At 33.0% G+C, this 15,845-nt stretch carries 18 protein-coding genes; 10 read left to right on the top strand and 8 right to left on the bottom strand.

Annotation, left to right across the window (positions count from 1 at the left end):
* Nucleotides 1–73: 73 nt before the first annotated feature.
* On the bottom strand, nucleotides 74–856 hold the full coding sequence (locus tag B0A66_RS08130; protein WP_089049363.1) for a DUF3050 domain-containing protein: 783 nt from the start codon (nucleotides 854–856) through the stop codon (nucleotides 74–76).
* 87 nt (nucleotides 857–943) lie between these two features.
* A complete protein-coding gene (locus B0A66_RS08135) occupies nucleotides 944–2,122 on the bottom strand; it encodes an acyl-CoA dehydrogenase family protein (RefSeq protein WP_089049364.1) in 1,179 nt (392 codons plus the stop codon).
* A gap of 167 nt (nucleotides 2,123–2,289) precedes the next feature.
* Here B0A66_RS08135 and B0A66_RS08140 point away from each other — a divergent pair, with 167 nt between their 5' ends.
* Entirely contained in the window at nucleotides 2,290–4,041 is a 1,752-nt protein-coding gene (locus B0A66_RS08140) for a helix-turn-helix domain-containing protein (RefSeq protein WP_089049365.1), read from the top strand.
* Between the two features lie 32 nt (nucleotides 4,042–4,073).
* Here B0A66_RS08140 and B0A66_RS22715 read toward each other — a convergent pair whose 3' ends face one another.
* From B0A66_RS22715 to B0A66_RS08150, 3 genes are all read right to left on the bottom strand, one after another.
* On the bottom strand, nucleotides 4,074–4,217 hold the full coding sequence (locus tag B0A66_RS22715; RefSeq protein WP_123868229.1) for an rSAM-modified peptide: 144 nt from the start codon (nucleotides 4,215–4,217) through the stop codon (nucleotides 4,074–4,076).
* Nucleotides 4,218–4,294: 77 nt separating this feature from the next.
* Complete coding sequence (locus B0A66_RS08145; protein WP_089049366.1) at nucleotides 4,295–4,438, bottom strand: TIGR04149 family rSAM-modified RiPP; 144 nt, start codon at nucleotides 4,436–4,438, stop codon at nucleotides 4,295–4,297.
* Between the two features lie 56 nt (nucleotides 4,439–4,494).
* Nucleotides 4,495–4,638, bottom strand: coding sequence for an rSAM-modified peptide (locus B0A66_RS08150; protein ID WP_089049367.1), 144 nt, complete (start codon nucleotides 4,636–4,638; stop codon nucleotides 4,495–4,497).
* Nucleotides 4,639–4,899: 261 nt separating this feature from the next.
* On the opposite strand from B0A66_RS08150, the gene B0A66_RS08155 reads away from it, so the two are divergent.
* The 9 genes from B0A66_RS08155 (at nucleotide 4,900) to B0A66_RS08195 (ending at nucleotide 13,647) form a co-directional block, all read left to right on the top strand.
* Nucleotides 4,900–6,453, top strand: coding sequence for a vitamin K epoxide reductase family protein (locus tag B0A66_RS08155; RefSeq protein WP_089049368.1), 1,554 nt, complete (start codon nucleotides 4,900–4,902; stop codon nucleotides 6,451–6,453).
* A gap of 89 nt (nucleotides 6,454–6,542) precedes the next feature.
* Nucleotides 6,543–6,764 (top strand): hypothetical protein, encoded by a 222-nt coding sequence (locus B0A66_RS08160; protein ID WP_123868230.1) that lies wholly within the window; start codon nucleotides 6,543–6,545, stop codon nucleotides 6,762–6,764.
* A gap of 62 nt (nucleotides 6,765–6,826) precedes the next feature.
* Entirely contained in the window at nucleotides 6,827–7,012 is a 186-nt protein-coding gene (locus tag B0A66_RS08165; RefSeq protein ID WP_089049370.1) for a hypothetical protein, read from the top strand.
* A gap of 100 nt (nucleotides 7,013–7,112) precedes the next feature.
* Complete coding sequence (locus tag B0A66_RS08170) at nucleotides 7,113–7,355, top strand: hypothetical protein (protein ID WP_089049371.1); 243 nt, start codon at nucleotides 7,113–7,115, stop codon at nucleotides 7,353–7,355.
* Between the two features lie 30 nt (nucleotides 7,356–7,385).
* Entirely contained in the window at nucleotides 7,386–7,577 is a 192-nt protein-coding gene (locus B0A66_RS08175) for a hypothetical protein (RefSeq protein ID WP_089049372.1), read from the top strand.
* A 380-nt stretch (nucleotides 7,578–7,957) separates the two neighbouring features.
* Nucleotides 7,958–8,143, top strand: coding sequence for a hypothetical protein (locus B0A66_RS08180; protein ID WP_089049373.1), 186 nt, complete (start codon nucleotides 7,958–7,960; stop codon nucleotides 8,141–8,143).
* A gap of 270 nt (nucleotides 8,144–8,413) precedes the next feature.
* Nucleotides 8,414–10,606, top strand: coding sequence for a peptidase domain-containing ABC transporter (locus tag B0A66_RS08185; RefSeq protein WP_089049560.1), 2,193 nt, complete (start codon nucleotides 8,414–8,416; stop codon nucleotides 10,604–10,606).
* A 2-nt stretch (nucleotides 10,607–10,608) separates the two neighbouring features.
* The gene (locus B0A66_RS08190; protein WP_089049374.1) at nucleotides 10,609–11,904 is read left to right on the top strand and encodes an HlyD family secretion protein; all 1,296 of its coding nucleotides are present in this window, start codon (nucleotides 10,609–10,611) and stop codon (nucleotides 11,902–11,904) included.
* A gap of 90 nt (nucleotides 11,905–11,994) precedes the next feature.
* The gene (locus B0A66_RS08195; protein ID WP_089049375.1) at nucleotides 11,995–13,647 is read left to right on the top strand and encodes a S41 family peptidase; all 1,653 of its coding nucleotides are present in this window, start codon (nucleotides 11,995–11,997) and stop codon (nucleotides 13,645–13,647) included.
* A 39-nt stretch (nucleotides 13,648–13,686) separates the two neighbouring features.
* On the opposite strand, the gene B0A66_RS08200 is transcribed toward B0A66_RS08195, so the two are convergent.
* The 3 genes from B0A66_RS08200 to B0A66_RS08210 form a co-directional block, all read right to left on the bottom strand.
* Nucleotides 13,687–14,394 carry a tRNA1(Val) (adenine(37)-N6)-methyltransferase gene (locus B0A66_RS08200; RefSeq protein ID WP_089049376.1) on the bottom strand — a complete coding sequence of 236 codons (708 nt, stop codon included), beginning with the start codon at nucleotides 14,392–14,394 and terminating at the stop codon, nucleotides 13,687–13,689.
* A gap of 209 nt (nucleotides 14,395–14,603) precedes the next feature.
* Nucleotides 14,604–15,128 carry a ribosome maturation factor RimM gene (gene rimM, locus B0A66_RS08205; RefSeq protein WP_089049377.1) on the bottom strand — a complete coding sequence of 175 codons (525 nt, stop codon included), beginning with the start codon at nucleotides 15,126–15,128 and terminating at the stop codon, nucleotides 14,604–14,606.
* A 17-nt stretch (nucleotides 15,129–15,145) separates the two neighbouring features.
* On the bottom strand, nucleotides 15,146–15,700 hold the full coding sequence (locus B0A66_RS08210; protein ID WP_089049378.1) for a 30S ribosomal protein S16: 555 nt from the start codon (nucleotides 15,698–15,700) through the stop codon (nucleotides 15,146–15,148).
* Nucleotides 15,701–15,845: the final 145 nt, after the last annotated feature.

Genomic DNA, 15,845 nt, shown 5'->3' on the forward strand with positions numbered 1-15,845 from the left:
AATTTAGATAAATTAGATTCGGGATCTTAAACAAATAGTTACGTTAAATAAGTAACTTTGGTTTTATGGGATTTTAAACCATTTCGGCTTTCAGAACAATTTCTTCTTCAATAGCATCCCATAGACCAATACGTTTTTCTAATGCAAGGATTGAAATTTCTTCAACTTCTTTCCATTTTTGAGCATCTTCTTCGCATAGATCGTTGATCATTTGCATTGCCATCGGGCCATGTTCGTCAGCATCAAGTTCTATATGTCTTTCAAAATAATAAATCAATTTATCCAGATTAGCTTCTGGTAAGTTTTTCTGAAAGTTTTTAAGAATCTCAGTAAACATGCTCGGAATCAAATCTTCTCTTCCAAAAGTAAAGGCTGCAGCAATCTGATGCGGTTTTCCTTCTTCAATTACTCTAAAAGTAAAATCTAAGAATGCTTTTACATTTGGATGTACAGTGCTTTGTTTTATAGCAACAAAAATATTGTGTAATGAAGTAACTTCAGATAAGAAAGTATTGATTGCTGTCGTGTCTGCACCGCAATCTTCCATCGCTTCAAGATACATTTCGTAGTGACTTTGTCTTCTTCCGTCGATACTAATATCAGTTTCTTCAGCAAGAACAATTTCATTAATTAAATATCTTGTTTCAGGATTTTTGGTAGCAAACCAAGGCGTTGTGGTACAGGTAAGTTTGGCTTGCAGCGCTTTTAACAATGACATAAAATCCCAAACAGCAAAAACATGATTTTCTACGAAACAGTGTAAATCATCTATATTTTGAATTTTGTTGTACAAAGAGTGTTTTAAAAGTTGCTCTTTCTGAGGTTGAATGCTATTGTTTATAGTTTCAATATTCATTTGCTTAAATTTTGTGCAAAGATAAAAAGCTTCTCCGGAAGAAGAAGCTTTTAGAATTGTTTTTGTCTATATTTTAATCAGTATGTGTTATTTAAATGCTGGAATTCCAGTAACATCCATTCCGGTTATTAATAAATGAATGTCATGTGTACCTTCATACGTAATAACACTTTCCAGATTCATCATGTGTCGCATGATCGAATATTCACCCGTAATTCCCATTCCGCCCAACATTTGTCTGGCTTCGCGGGCAATGTTTATCGCCATGTCTACGTTATTTCTTTTTGCCATCGAAATTTGTGACGTAGTTGCTTTTCCTTCGTTTCTTAAAACACCTAAACGCCACGTTAGCAACTGTGCTTTTGTGATTTCGGTAATCATTTCGGCTAATTTCTTTTGTTGCAGTTGTGTTCCTCCAATTGGTTTTCCAAACTGAATTCGCTCTTTTGCGTAGCGTAAAGCAGTATCGTAACAGTCCATTGCAGCACCAATAGCACCCCAGGCAATTCCGTATCTTGCAGAATCTAAACACCCAAGCGGAGCTCCTAATCCTGATTTATTAGGTAAAAGATTTTCTTTCGGTACTTTAACATTATCAAAAATAAGCTCACCTGTTGACGAAGCACGAAGTGACCATTTGTTATGCGTTTCCGGAGTCGAAAAGCCCTGCATACCACGTTCTACAATTAAACCGTGAATTCTGCCTTCTTCATTTTTTGCCCAAACAACAGCAATATCTGCAAAAGGAGCATTTGAAATCCACATTTTTGCACCGTTTAAAAGATAATGATCTCCCATATCTTTAAAATTCGTAATCATACTTCCGGGATCAGAACCATGATCAGGCTCTGTTAAACCAAAGCAACCCATAAACTCACCTGTAGCAAGTTTTGGTAAGTATTTCATTCTTTGCTCTTCGTTTCCGTATTTCCATATAGGATACATTACAAGCGAAGATTGTACAGATGAGGTAGAACGCACACCTGAATCGCCACGTTCAATTTCCTGCATAATTAAACCGTATGAAATTTGATCTAATCCTGCACCACCATATTCTTCTGGAATATAAGGTCCAAAACCACCAATTTCTCCAAGTCCTTTTATAATTTGTTTAGGAAATTCTGCTTTTTGAGCATACTCTTCAATGATTGGAGATACTTCTCTCTTAACCCATGCACGTGCTGAATCACGAACTAATTTGTGCTCATCAGTCAATAAATCGTCAAGGTTATAATAATCCGGTGCTTGAAATAAATCTGGTTTCATGTTTAGTTATTTTACAAAAACAAATTTAAGGAATAAAAATATAACAAAATGACTTTATTTTGTTATATTTTTGCACGGTGAAAATAAAATTATTAGGAATTTGGCAAATAAAATATAGTTTATTGAAAATTTATAAGCTATTTTTGAGTTCCAAAATATAACTTTAAATGAGGCTGATCATCTCTTTATTACTTTTTCTTGTTTTTAATACCAGTTTTGCCCAGCAAAACCGTGATTTTACAGAACAGGAATTTTTGCTCTTGCAAGATAAAATTCGGCTAAATACAATAGTAAACATAGATAGTGCCTTTGTTTATGTACGTAAATTAGAACGATCAACAAATAATTTGCAGTTAGCTTTTGCAAAGGCAGCTGAAGCCAATTTGTATCAGATGAAGGGTAACACGGTGCAAGCTAAAGAAAAATACTTTTTAGCATTTAAATATTTGGACAAAGTACCTGACTCTAATGATAAAACAAAAATCAAATCTTACGTATATAATTTTGGTGGATTAATCGAATTTAAGAAAGGAAATTATGGTAAAGCATTAGAAAATTACCAGCAAGGACTTAAGTTATCTTTACAAATAGATGATATTATTCAGATTGTAAAGTTTAAGAGCAATATAGCTTTTATTAATGAAGCGGTTGGTAACTATCAACTTGCGATTAAAACTTTGAGACAAGTTGATGCGGTTGTAGATCAAAATGAAAACCTGTATTCTAAGGAACAGTTTAATATTATAAAGAGCAACAACAATATGACGCTTGGTGGTTCGTATGAAAGCCGTTATATGAAAAATCAAAGCAAGAAGTTTTTGCTCGACTCTGCAGCTTACTTCTATCAAAAAACAATCTCTTACGCACAAAATATTCCCGATACTAAAATTGGAGCCAAACTTAGTCTGGGAAATATATATTACATGAACAATGATTATGAGAATGCTGAAAAAGTATATTATGACATTGTAATTTTTGCCAGACAGAACAATAGGAAAAGAGAATTTATTATTGCAAATTACAATTTAGGAAATTTGTATTATGATAAAAAGAACTATGATAAAGCACTTGTATTCTTAAAAAAGGTAGATTCAATAGCGCTGGTTGATAACAAGAAAGACGAAAACTATTTGAAAGCCAATTATTATCTGGCTAAAATTTACAATATAAAAAAGGAGCCTGAACTTGCCTATAAACATTCTAAAATTTACTTAGAGAATTACGAAAAATTAGAAGCCAAACTAAGTAGTGAAGCATTAGAAGTAAATTTTAAACTCGGAACAGGCGATTTGAGTGATGAAATGTTTTCAATTCAGAAAAAATACCAAAGCGAAGTACTATTTAATAAAGCATTAAAAGTGTTTTATGTGTTACTTGTAATTGGAATTGTATTTTTACTGATCAAAAATATCCGGGACAAGAACAAAGCGCATAAAAAAATGAATGCTTTGATCGAGGAATTTAAAGCTAATCTGGAGAAAAAAGAAAATACTCCGGTTCTAGTAGAAGCAGAAATAGTAGAATTAGAAGAGGATGTTCAGCTCAAAAAAGAGAATGTCAATTTAAGTATTGACGAAGCTAAAGAGAATAAAATTGTAGAGAAGTTGCTGGCTCTGGAAAGTAAACTGGAATATCTAAATGCAGATTTTACATTAACGTACGTCGCTAAAAAGATTAAAACCAATACGACTTATTTGTCTTATGTTGTAAATAAACGTTTTGGAAAATCGTTTGGAGAGTATTCTAACGAGTTGAAAATAAACTATGTAATCAATGAAATGATTACCAATCACATGTATCGCAAATATTCTACACAGGCAATTGCAGAAAGTGTAGGATTTAAGAATGCCGTTTCTTTTGCCAAATCATTTCGCAAAAGAACTGGAGTATCTCCAGCTCAATTTGCGAGTAATATTTAAAATTTCTTTTTAAAATAAAATGGGAGCACTTTTTATGGTGTTCCGCCATGTCCTGTACCACCTTTATTTGGATCTTTTGGATCAATATCGTCACTTCCTCCACGCACTGTTTTTAACTGAGGAAGCGTTAATTCTTCCTGTTTAAAATCTTCAAATCTGATTTTTTTTGCTTTCATAATTCTGATAAGTTACCGTTTGTTTATTTCTTGTATGTTATGTATGTTTATGTTTTGTATGTTTTTGTACGTTTTTTTTATGGAGTTCCACCATGTCCTGTACCTCCTTTGTTAGGATCTTTTGGATCTATAATTTCATCTCCGCCTCGCACAGTTTTTAATTGATTTTTGTTCAATTTTTCGTCTTTAAAATCTTCGAATTTAATTTTTTTTGCTTTCATAATTAAGATAATTTAGGTTGGTTTGATTTATTATTAAGTAGTTCTTTTTTTATTTTTTATGGAGTTCCTGAGTTTCCGTTTCCACCCTTATTTGGGTCTTTATTTTCTACATCCGCATTACCTCCGCGAACTGTTTTTTGTTCATTTTTAGTTAGTTTTTCACTGTCAAAATCTTCGAATTTTAGTCTTGTACTTGTCATGTTTTTATGTATTGCGATTAATATTTTTTCAAAACTAGACAAAAAGCAAAACCCTTCATCGAGAATGAGGTTTTTGAGGTTTTTGAGATGTAAATATACTTATAATTAATTGATAGTCAATATTTTAATGTAATCATTCAGACTGGTATAATTTATAAATTGTATGTAGTATTATTAATAAATTGTATGCATAGAGGCGATTTTTTCAAATAAAAACATCAATATTTGCAGTGTAATTGTGATTTAAAACAGCTCGAAAAGATGTTGAAACTGGTTCAAAAATTTCTACTAATAAACAAGTACTCGGATATAAAAAATGAGTTCAAAGATTTGTTTCTTTCTCACCCAAATTATCCAAGCTTGTTTGCCATAACAGATTCATTGGATTTGTTATCTGTAGAGAATGCAGCCGTAAGAGTTTCGAAAGAGCAAATCGAAAATTTGCCATCTAATTTTTTAGCTTATTTTAAAGAAGAACTTGCCTTAGTAGAAAGAGCAAAAAACTTTGTTCGAATAGATACTATTAAAAAAGGAAGTCAAAAAATATCGTATGATAATTTTCTTTTAGACTGGAATGGAGTAATTGTAGCAATTGAACCAAACCATGTAGTAGAAAAAGAAAGCTTTAAGAATGAATATAAAAATGTAAAATATTACATCCCTTTATTTCTTCTTGTATTATCATCATTTTTTTATAACAGTTATACATTATTTAGTAGTGTGTTTTTAGGAACATCAATATTAGGATTAATAATAAGTGTTTTTATTGTTCAGGAAAAACTTGGCTTTAAAAACAATATGATTTCAAAATTTTGTAATCTAACGACGAATACGTCTTGCGATACGGTTTTAAGCTTTGAATTTTTAAATAATAAGTGGTTCAGCTTTTCAGATTTACCACTGCTGTTTTTCAGTTCATCGTTACTGGCCATTTTGATTAGACCATTAGAGGCTGTAGTTTTTATCGGATTTTTAAGTTTGCTAGCTATTCCGGTAATTGTTACTTCAATTTGGATTCAAAAATTTGAAATTCAGAAGTGGTGTGTAATGTGTTTGGCCGTTTCGTTATTAATTTTTGTACAAAGCGTTCTTTGGTTTGCATCAGATTTGTTTACGTTGAGTTTTACAGTCGAAAATGTTTTTCCGTTTTTATTTGCTATCGTTCTTTTAGGTTCAAGCTGGCTGATTTTAAAGCCCATAATGAAAGGGGTGCTAAACAGCAATAATAATGTAAAAGAGCTTAGAAAATTCAAACGAAATTTTTCGCTATTGAATTTTCTTTCGAAAAAAGTCCCTCATCCGGATGGATTCGAAGAATTAAAAGGGTTGAACTTTGGAAATAAAAATGCCAACATTAAGCTTTCTATAATTGTAAGTCCTAGTTGTGCACATTGTGATAAGACATTTCAGGAGTCATTTGACTTAGTGTTGCGATATCCTGAAAAAATATATTTGAATGTTCTGTTTAACATTAATCCGGAGAATATCGAGAACACTTTTAAAATTGTTGTAGAAAGACTTCTGACGATAAACAGATCAACACCAGGAAAAACTGTAGAAGCAATTTCAGACTGGCACATTAAAAAGTTAGGAATAAAAAAATGGTTAAAAAAATGGCATACTGAACCTGTAAACATGTTAATAAATCAGGAGATACAAAAACAGTATGATTGGTGCTCGAATAATGGTTTTAATTATACGCCGGTAAAAATTGTAAATGATAAATTGTTTCCGAATGAATACGATATCAACGAGCTGAAATATTTTTTAAATGATTTTGTTGAAGAAGTCGAAGTTTTAGAAAAGATAGCTTAGCCCTAACAATATTCTTGCGCATGAATAGACATAGCTTCAAATGTCTTAAACTGATTGAAGGTATTAACCCAAACAAAAAACTAATTGTTATGTTAAAAAAATTCTTGAGTTTAGAAGGTATGCAAAGATTAAGCGTTAGTGAGCAAAAAAATATAAACGGAGGAGCAATTCCGCCAGATGATGGAGGAGCTAATTGTAATGAGTTTGTCATAGTAACAGCAACAGAAGCTCGTTGTCTTGCTTACGATCCTTTTTACAGACCAGTTTACATAGGATCAAACAAGTGCTCGATATTGATGCCTCCGTGCTAAAGAATAAGGTTTTAATGTAACATTTTAAAAAGTTAAAGCAGTTTTTAAAACGGCTTTAAAAATTGAAATTATTAACCCAAACAAAAAACATTGTTATGTTAAAAAACATTTTAAACCTTGAAGGAGCTAAAGAACTCACAACGAATGAAAAAAAAGTTATCAAAGGCGGTTTAGCCTGTACGGAAGATGATAGATGCCCAAAAGGATCGATTTGCGATTACGACTCACGTCGCTGCATAAGAGCCTAAATTAAAAGTAAAGTACAAAACAGAGGAAACTAAAAACCTCCTCTGTTTATAAAAAGATATATAGTTTGAATTTTAATTCAATAATTCTAAAAAAGAAATTATGTTAAAATCTATTATAAATTTAAAAGATGCTCAAATTATCAGCATGAGTGAGCAAAAGACGATTATGGGTGGTACACCAGTTCAGCCTGCTGATTGTGCATGTTTTTGTTGGGATCGTTCGACACACCAAAAAGTGACAGCTTATTGCTTCTCTTATTGTCCTGACGGATCGGTTCCGGGAATAGAAGAAGGGAGCACTGGAAAATGCGGACCAGTCGTAAACCCGAAACCTGAAATATAGAAATTAATCAGCTTTAATTTTAAAAGATAAATGTTAAAGAAAATTTTAAATCTTGAGAGTGCTCAGGAGATAACAAAAACAGAACAAAAAACAATGGAAGCAAAAATTCCTGAATGTTGGCTTTATGCCATCGAATCAGGATGCATCTTAATACCGGTGGGAGGAAATTGTCCGTTGGACACTTATACCGGAGTTTGCGATTCGACACGTCTTTGTTGCTAATTTTTTTAAACCTTTTAAATTAAAGTATTACAATATAGCCTTATTAAAATTTAGTCATGTTTTTTTTAAGTTGTAGGCGCTCGATCGTGGAACATTGAGCAAATATCCCCACATTGATGATTGGTGTTGGGATTCTCAGGAAAATTGGCCACTCGGTTGGTTTTACAAGGTTAGAGCTAACCGGGCCATCTCCTAGAGAAAGTTTTATAAATTTATTTTTTTGAAATAATTTAACAGAGGGATTAGTTTCTCTCTGTTTTTTTATTAAATACAGTAAGTGAAATACTTTTTAATATAAGTTCTTTCTAAAATATAGACAGAGCGCTTCAAATGTCTTTAAATGCTTGAGGTAATAATTCAATATCAATAAAATTATAAAGATGAAAAATTTAATGAATTTAAAAGGAATTGAAGTTTTAAGTAAGAAAGAACAAAAAAGCATCCGTGGAGGTGAGCCCGTTGAAGCTTGCTATTGTCCGGAAACGAATATTTTTGCCGGTTTTGGGCGCGCTAGCGAAGGAGGTTGTGCCGTAATTATTGGTCAGCACTGCCCTTTAGAATCGTAATAATTCGAATGAAATTATTCATAAAATATAAATTGATTTAACAACTCAATTTGATCTGCCAAAAAACAAAAACCTAAAAGATAAAGCTTTGTTATGTATTTAACAAAGCTTTTTTGATTATTGATTAAGAGTTGTTTGTGTTAAGTTATTCATTGATATGTCTTTATAAATGTATGATTGCTTGGAATTTGCATTTGTATATTTTGATACAAATCTTCTTTTTCTAAGAATTTTTGTATAATATTGTTATTAAATAAACCAATTAAGGAATTGAAAAAATTCACCAATTATAAACAGGCAGATTTTAAGGATTGTGGCCCTACGTGTTTAAAGATAATAGCAAAACATTACGGTAAGACAATTAATATTCAGGAGTTGCGCGACAGCAGCGAAACAACTCGTGAGGGCAGTAATTTGCTTTTTTTGAGTGAAGGTGCAGAGAAAGTTGGTTTTAGAACATTAGGAGTAAAACTAAACGAAACAAGACTGCAGGAAGCGCCTTTGCCTTGCATTTTACATTGGAATCAAAATCATTATGTTGTACTTTATAAAATAAAAAAAGGCATTTATTATATTTCTGATCCGGCTTTTGGACTAATTCAATATAATAAAAAAGATTTTTTAAAATTTTGGATTGGCAATAACGCCGACGAATCTACGCAGGAAGGAATTGCTTTATTGATTGAACCTACACCAAAATTTTTTCAATCTGATTTTGATAAAGAAGATAATAAAGGAATTGGATTTGGATTACTAGCGCAATACGTAATACGGTACAAATCTTTTCTGGTGCAGTTAAGCATAGGTTTGCTGGCAAGTAGTTTGTTGCAATTGATTTTTCCGTTTTTAACCCAAAGTATTGTTGATGTCGGAATACAAAATCAAAACATTCACTTTATTTACCTCATTCTTTTTGCACAATTATTTTTATTTGCCGGAAGAACAGGATTAGAACTTATAAGAAGCTGGATTTTGCTGCATCTCTCCACGAGAATAAACATTTCACTGATCTCCGATTTCTTCATTAAATTAATGAATTTACCTATTTCATTTTTTGATGTTCGTATGACCGGAGATATCATGCAGCGTATCAACGATCACAGAAGAATCGAACGAATTTTAACCACCTCGTCATTAAACGTTTTGTTCTCTGTTATCAACATGTTTGTCATGGGCGGTGTTTTGGCCTATTTTAATCTGCAGATATTCTTTGTGTTTTTTGCAGGAAGCCTTCTTTATTTTGGATGGATTACCATTTTCTTAAAAAGAAGAGAAGCATTAGACTATAAACGTTTTGCTGAGGTTTCCCAAGAGCAAAGCAAGGTAATGGAACTTATCAACGGAATGCAGGAAATAAAGCTTCACAATGCCGAAAAACAAAAGCGTTGGGGATGGGAATATGTTCAGGCAAGATTGTTTCGGGTTTCGATCAAAGGATTAGTATTAGAACAAACCCAAACGATTGGTTCATCTGTTATCAATGAATTAAAAAACATATTTATCATTTTCTTATCTGCAAAATTGGTAATCGACGGCTCTATTACATTGGGAATGATGCTGGCAATCAGTTCTATTGTTGGAAGTTTAAACGGACCTATTACACAATTAATAGAGTTTGTACGTGAACTTCAGGATGCTAAAATATCCTTGGCAAGATTGTCGGAAATTCACGAGAAAGTAGATGAAACTCAGGAAGAGCAAAATCAAACGAGTGATGTGCCTTTCGAAGCGGATATCGATATTAGGAATCTGTCCTATCGTTATTTAGGCTCTGATATTCCGGTATTAGAAAATTTGAATCTTATAATTCCTGCTAATAAAGTAACAGCAATAGTAGGAGTGAGCGGGAGCGGAAAAACTACACTCATGAAATTATTGCTCAAGTTTTATGAACCCAACGAAGGTGAAATTGCCATTGGAAACACATTATTAAAAAATATTACACAAAAAGCCTGGCGATCCAACATTGGTGCTGTCATGCAGGAAGGTTTTATATTTAATGATACGATTGCCAATAATATTGCAATTGGTGTTGATAAAGTCGATAAAGAACGATTGGTGTACGCCGCAGATGTAGCCAATATAAAAGAATACGTAACAGGTTTGCCACTGGGTTACAATACTAAAATTGGCTCAGAAGGATTAGGAATGAGCACAGGGCAAAAACAGCGCTTACTAATTGCAAGAGCCGTTTACAAGAATCCTGAAATTTTGTTTTTTGATGAAGCAACTTCTGCATTAGATGCTAATAATGAAAAAGAGATTATGCGTAAACTCGATATTTTCTTTAAGAATAAAACTGTTGTCGTTATTGCACACAGGCTGAGTACGGTAATGAACGCCGATCAGATCGTAGTTTTAGACAAAGGAAAAATTATAGAAATAGGAAGTCACTCGTCTTTAGTGAATCAAAAAGGGAATTATTTTGAGCTGGTTCGCAACCAATTACAATTAGGAAATTAATCATGGCAGAAAACAACGATACATTCGAGTTAAGAAGTGAGGAAGTTCAGGACATTTTAACCAAAGTGCCGCACTGGATGATCCGCTGGGGAACCGTACTTATATTTGTAATACTCTTTATGCTGTTTTTTGTGTCCTGGTTTATAAAATATCCGGATGTCGTTACTACCGAAATTGTAATAACAACCAATATTCCGCCAGAACGATTGGTAGCGAAAACATCAGGACGTATCGAAGCCATATTAGTGGCAGATAAAGCAGTTGTAGAAAAGAATACTACTTTGGCAATTATCGAAAATACAGCCAATTACAAAGATGTTTTTGCACTGAAAAGTATAATCGACGGTTATAATATAAACGATTTAAAAAAAGATTTTCCTTTTGCATTGCTTAAAAACACGCAATTAGGAGAAATTGAAAGCGCTTACGCTGTTTTTCAGAAAGATTATCAGGCACAGCAACTCAATCATGATTTACAGCCTTATGAAGTCGAAAACAGAGCGCAAAGTTCAGAAAACATTCAGATTAAAGAAAGACTTGATATTCTGCAACAGCAAAAAATATTAAATGAAAGCGAATTGCAATTGCAAAAAAATGAAGTAGCCCGTTTTGAAACCTTATTCAGCAAAGGCATTATTTCGGCTCAGGAAATGGACGTTAAAAAACTGAGCTACCTTCAGGCACAAAAGAACTATAGAAGCCTTTTATCGTCGATTTCTCAATTGAGATCGTCTTTGATCGATAATAAAAAATCAAGCCAGAGTTCGCACATAAATAGTACTAAAGAAGAAGTGAACTTGGGACGTAATATGGCACAGTCCTTTTACCAGCTCAAAAAAGTGATAAAAGACTGGGAGCTTAATTATGCTTTAAGATCTTCTGTGAGCGGAGTAGTGACTTTCCTGCAGGTATGGACAGAGAATCAAACTATTAATTCAGGTGATAATGTCTTTTCGATTATTCCCGATGCTAAAAATGGTTTTATTGGAAAAGTAAAAGCACCGGCATTGAATTCAGGAAAAATAAAAGTGGGACAAAAAGTCAACATCCGACTGGCGAATTTTCCGGACAGAGAATTTGGTGTTTTGTATGGTAAAATTCAGAATATCTCTTTAGTGCCGGATAAGGACGGGAATTTATTAATAGATGTTGCGCTTCCAAATGGTTTACAAACTTCATATAAAAAAGAAATCATCTTTCAGCAAGAGATGAAAGGAAGTGCCGAAATTGTAACTGAAGACCTTCGTCTTTTAGAAAGAATTCTATATCAGTTTAAGAGTATTTTTGAACAGGTATAAAATCGCAATAAGTACTATTTTGTAGTAACTGATTTTAATCTGTTGATCTATATGACAATCATAATTAACCAAACCAAAACCAATCCTTAAATGAATAAAACTATTTTACTTATTGCTTTTCTGTTGTTTCAATATTCTTTTTCGAAACCTGTTGCTGAAACCCAAAAATTAGCTGCTACAGCAAAAATCTGGGGATTTCTAAAATATTACCATCCTAATGTTGCAAATGGAACTAAAAATTGGGACGAGCAGTTGTTTCAGGTTTTGCAAAAGGTAGATGAAGCACAATCGGCTGAAGCATTTTCTTTGGTGCTCGAAAATTGGGTTGATTCTTTAGGAGAAGTTAAAAAAGTGTCACCCTCGAAAGCTGCGTCAAAAAAAGAGTATTTTGATAAAAATTTCGATTTATCATGGATTAATAAAAATGATTTGTTTTCGAAATCACTTTCCAAAAAATTAAAGTTTATTGAAGAAAACAGAATTCAGGACAAACAATATTATGTTGATTTTGAGCTAGGTTCAGGAGGAGTACCTTTGAAGTTTACTAATGAAGTGAAATACACCGAATTTAAATGGACAGATAAAAATTTAAGACTTTTGGCCTTGTTCCGATATTGGAATTATATCGAATATTTCTTTCCTTATAAATATCAGATGGATCAAAATTGGGATCAGGTATTAACCGAATTTCTTCCAAGAATCAGTCAGCCAAAGTCTGAAAAAGATTTTGATCTGGCAATGCGTGAAATTTCTATAAAACTGAATGATACGCATGCATCAACCGATATGATGAATTTGTTTGAATATTTTGGAGATAAATTTATTCCCGCTGATGTTGTAATAATCGATGAAAAAGCAGTTATTATTGGTTTTAAAAATGATTCATTGGCAAAAATTAGTGATCTGAGAATAGGAGATGCAATAACGAAAGTAGAAGGTAAAACGATTGCTGAAGTTTTAAAAGAAAACCGTAAATATGTAGAAGGGTCAAATGAGCCATCTGTTTTGAGGAAGGCGTACTGGACTATCTTTAACGGCAAAACATCAACATTTGAAATTGAGTTTGAAAGAGATCAAAAAATTGCCACTAAATCGATAAATCGTTATAAGTACCAAGACTTAAAAATTCAGTTTCCTTCTTCTGAAAAATGGAAAATTTTAGAGGGTAATATCGGATATGTGAATTTTGAAGAAGTTGTTATTGAAGATGTCCCAAATTTGATAGCAGCGCTTAAAAACACCAAAGCAATCATTTTTGATGACAGAAAAAGACCTAATGATGTTTTATATGCGCTTTCGGATTGGTTAAATCCTGCTGAAAAAGAATTTGCAAGATTTCTGGATCCTGATGTTAGTTTTCCGGGGCGATATGTTTGGAGAACAGGTATTGAAAAATGTGGAAAAGTAAATCCGGATTATTACAAAGGAAAAGTAATCGTTTTAATTGATGAAAATGCGGTAAGTCATGCTGAATATGCGGCAATGGCATTAAAAACTGCTCCTAAGGCAACAATAATTGGAAGTCAGAGTGGAGGAGCAGATGGTGCAAATTACAGATTTCAGATTATAAAAGGCTTTTCTTCTGCATTTACATGTTATGGTGTTTTTTATCCAAACAAAAAAGAAACACAGCGTATTGGAATTGCGGTTGATATAGAATCAAAACCTACAATTTCCGGAATAAGACAGGGAAAAGATGAGGTTCTGGATCGTGCAGTAACATTTATTAAAACAGGAAAATAAGGTAAACCTGTTTTTGGGTTACAAATACGATTTAGGCAATTACATTTTTAAGTAAAAGTCTTTGGTAAGAGCAATGTATTCCGGAGTGTAAATATGTCTGTCGATCTCTATTGTTAACTCGTCAACTTCAATATCAGGGATTTCAAAACGACTAAAAGCCATTAAGATTCGTTTAATTTCTGATGTTGGAGTTCCTTTTACGTGAGTAATTTTAGTTGGATATAATTCAAACTCTTTTGCTAAAGCAATAAACTTCTCTTCTTCTTTATAAGGTAGAATTACAGCAAATATTCCATTTTCAGAAAGCAGTAAATCTGCAGCTTCAACTAGTTCTTCAAATGGCATTGCATCCTGAAACCGAGCCAAATCACGTTGCTCATTTTCGGTTTTATAATCTTCAGCATAAAAAGGAGGATTCGAAACAATAAGGTCGTATTCGTCTTCTGGTTCTTCTATAAATTCATCTAAACCGGCATGAAAACAAAATAATCGATCTCCCCAAGGTGAATTTTCAAAATTTTCTACAGCTTGTTCGTAAGCGTCTTCGTCAATTTCAAGAGCATCAATTTGTTCTGCATTTGTTCGCTGTGCAAGCATCAAAGCAATAATTCCTGTTCCGGCACCAATATCTAATACACTAAACGGATTGTTGTGTATTGGAGCCCAAGCACCCAATAAAACACCGTCAGTGCCTACTTTCATAGCGCAGCGATCTTGTGCAACTGAAAATTGTTTGAATTGGAACATTTTTTTAGACTTGCTTAGATTATTAGATTTTTAGACTGCTTAGATTTTTAGATCGTTAGACTTTCTTAGATTTTTGGACTTCTTAGATTGTTCGATCTTTGGATTTTTATATTTATAAGATTATAAGATTAAAAGATTAAAAGATTAAAAGATTAAAAGATTAAAAGATTAATCAATTTAACAACTAAACGGTTAAACGATTCAACAATCTAAAGATACATCTCCACTAAGCCTTCAGGAAGGTTCATGATGACTTTTTTGTTGTCGCGATCAATTTTTACTAAAAAATGATCGATCATTGGAATTAGTAGTTCAACTTCGCCGTTTAAAACTTCAAAAAGCGGTTGTGCTGTACTGTCGTTTACGGCTACGATTTTTCCAAAAACGCCTAAACGCTGATCTTCGATCTCAAAACCGATTACCTCATGGAAATAAAATTTGTTACCGGAAAGTTTTGGCAACATACTTAATGGAAGATAGACAGCATTTCCAAGAAGAGCATCTGCATCTTCTTCTGTATTGACATCTTCAAAACGAACTCTAAGAAAATCGTTTTTGTGTAATGAACTTGTTTCAATAAAAAAAGGAACCAAGTGTTTGTTGCATTCAACAAACACTGATTCCAGATTTTCGTATAACTCAGGTTCGTCTGTGTCTAAATAAACCAGAACTTCACCCTTGAAACTAAATTTTTTAGCGATTTTACCTAAATAAAAACATTCTTCTTTACGCATTCTCGCTAATCTAAAATTTATGCTTCAGTTGTTTCGTTATTTTCTTCAGTAGCCTCTTCAGTTGTAGCTTCAACTTCAGCAACTTCTTCAACTGCATTTTCAGCAGCGATAGCATCAGCTTCAGCTTTAGCTGCAGCAGCTAAACGTTTAGCATTAACTTCTTGCTCAGCTTTTAAAGCTTTTGCTTTAGTATCAGCTTGCGCTTTAGTTAAACCGTCTTTTTTAGCATCAACTTTACCAGCTTTAGCTTCTAACCATGCAGCTAGTTTAGCATCAGCTTGCTCTTGAGTTAAAGCTCCTTTACGGATACCTCCATCAAGGTGGTGTTTCAATAAAGCACCTTTGTAAGAAAGAATTGCTCTAGCTGTATCAGTAGGTTGTGCACCATTGTGCAACCATTTCACTGCGCTATCAATGTTTAATTCGATAGTTGCAGGGTTTGTGTTTGGATTGTAAGTACCGATTTTTTCTAAGTATTTACCATCTCTTTTTGAGCGTGCATCTGCAGCTACAACCCAGTAAAAAGGTTTTTGTTTTTTACCGTGTCTTTGTAATCTAATTTTTACTGACATAATCTTATGATTAAATTTTGAGGTACTCGACCTCTGTTAATTAAGGGCGCAAAGATATAATTTTTTTCTCAGTTGTACGTTAAAATTCACATTAAATGTATTTGTGATAAATTTTTCTTAATTTTTACCCATTTCCTAACCTGTT

Source organism: Flavobacterium hercynium, from assembly GCF_002217285.1.
Lineage (GTDB): Bacteria > Bacteroidota > Bacteroidia > Flavobacteriales > Flavobacteriaceae > Flavobacterium > Flavobacterium hercynium.

Coding starts and splice junctions, on each gene's coding strand:
- B0A66_RS08130 (WP_089049363.1), bottom strand. CDS start 856: ATGAATATTGAAACTATAAACAATAGCATTCAACCTCAGAAAGAGCAA.
- B0A66_RS08135 (WP_089049364.1), bottom strand. CDS start 2,122: ATGAAACCAGATTTATTTCAAGCACCGGATTATTATAACCTTGACGAT.
- B0A66_RS08140 (WP_089049365.1), top strand. CDS start 2,290: ATGAGGCTGATCATCTCTTTATTACTTTTTCTTGTTTTTAATACCAGT.
- B0A66_RS22715 (WP_123868229.1), bottom strand. CDS start 4,217: ATGAAAGCAAAAAAAATCAGATTTGAAGATTTTAAACAGGAAGAATTA.
- B0A66_RS08145 (WP_089049366.1), bottom strand. CDS start 4,438: ATGAAAGCAAAAAAAATTAAATTCGAAGATTTTAAAGACGAAAAATTG.
- B0A66_RS08150 (WP_089049367.1), bottom strand. CDS start 4,638: ATGACAAGTACAAGACTAAAATTCGAAGATTTTGACAGTGAAAAACTA.
- B0A66_RS08155 (WP_089049368.1), top strand. CDS start 4,900: ATGTTGAAACTGGTTCAAAAATTTCTACTAATAAACAAGTACTCGGAT.
- B0A66_RS08160 (WP_123868230.1), top strand. CDS start 6,543: ATGTTAAAAAAATTCTTGAGTTTAGAAGGTATGCAAAGATTAAGCGTT.
- B0A66_RS08170 (WP_089049371.1), top strand. CDS start 7,113: ATGTTAAAATCTATTATAAATTTAAAAGATGCTCAAATTATCAGCATG.
- B0A66_RS08175 (WP_089049372.1), top strand. CDS start 7,386: ATGTTAAAGAAAATTTTAAATCTTGAGAGTGCTCAGGAGATAACAAAA.
- B0A66_RS08180 (WP_089049373.1), top strand. CDS start 7,958: ATGAAAAATTTAATGAATTTAAAAGGAATTGAAGTTTTAAGTAAGAAA.
- B0A66_RS08190 (WP_089049374.1), top strand. CDS start 10,609: ATGGCAGAAAACAACGATACATTCGAGTTAAGAAGTGAGGAAGTTCAG.
- B0A66_RS08195 (WP_089049375.1), top strand. CDS start 11,995: ATGAATAAAACTATTTTACTTATTGCTTTTCTGTTGTTTCAATATTCT.
- B0A66_RS08200 (WP_089049376.1), bottom strand. CDS start 14,394: ATGTTCCAATTCAAACAATTTTCAGTTGCACAAGATCGCTGCGCTATG.
- rimM (WP_089049377.1), bottom strand. CDS start 15,128: ATGCGTAAAGAAGAATGTTTTTATTTAGGTAAAATCGCTAAAAAATTT.
- B0A66_RS08210 (WP_089049378.1), bottom strand. CDS start 15,700: ATGTCAGTAAAAATTAGATTACAAAGACACGGTAAAAAACAAAAACCT.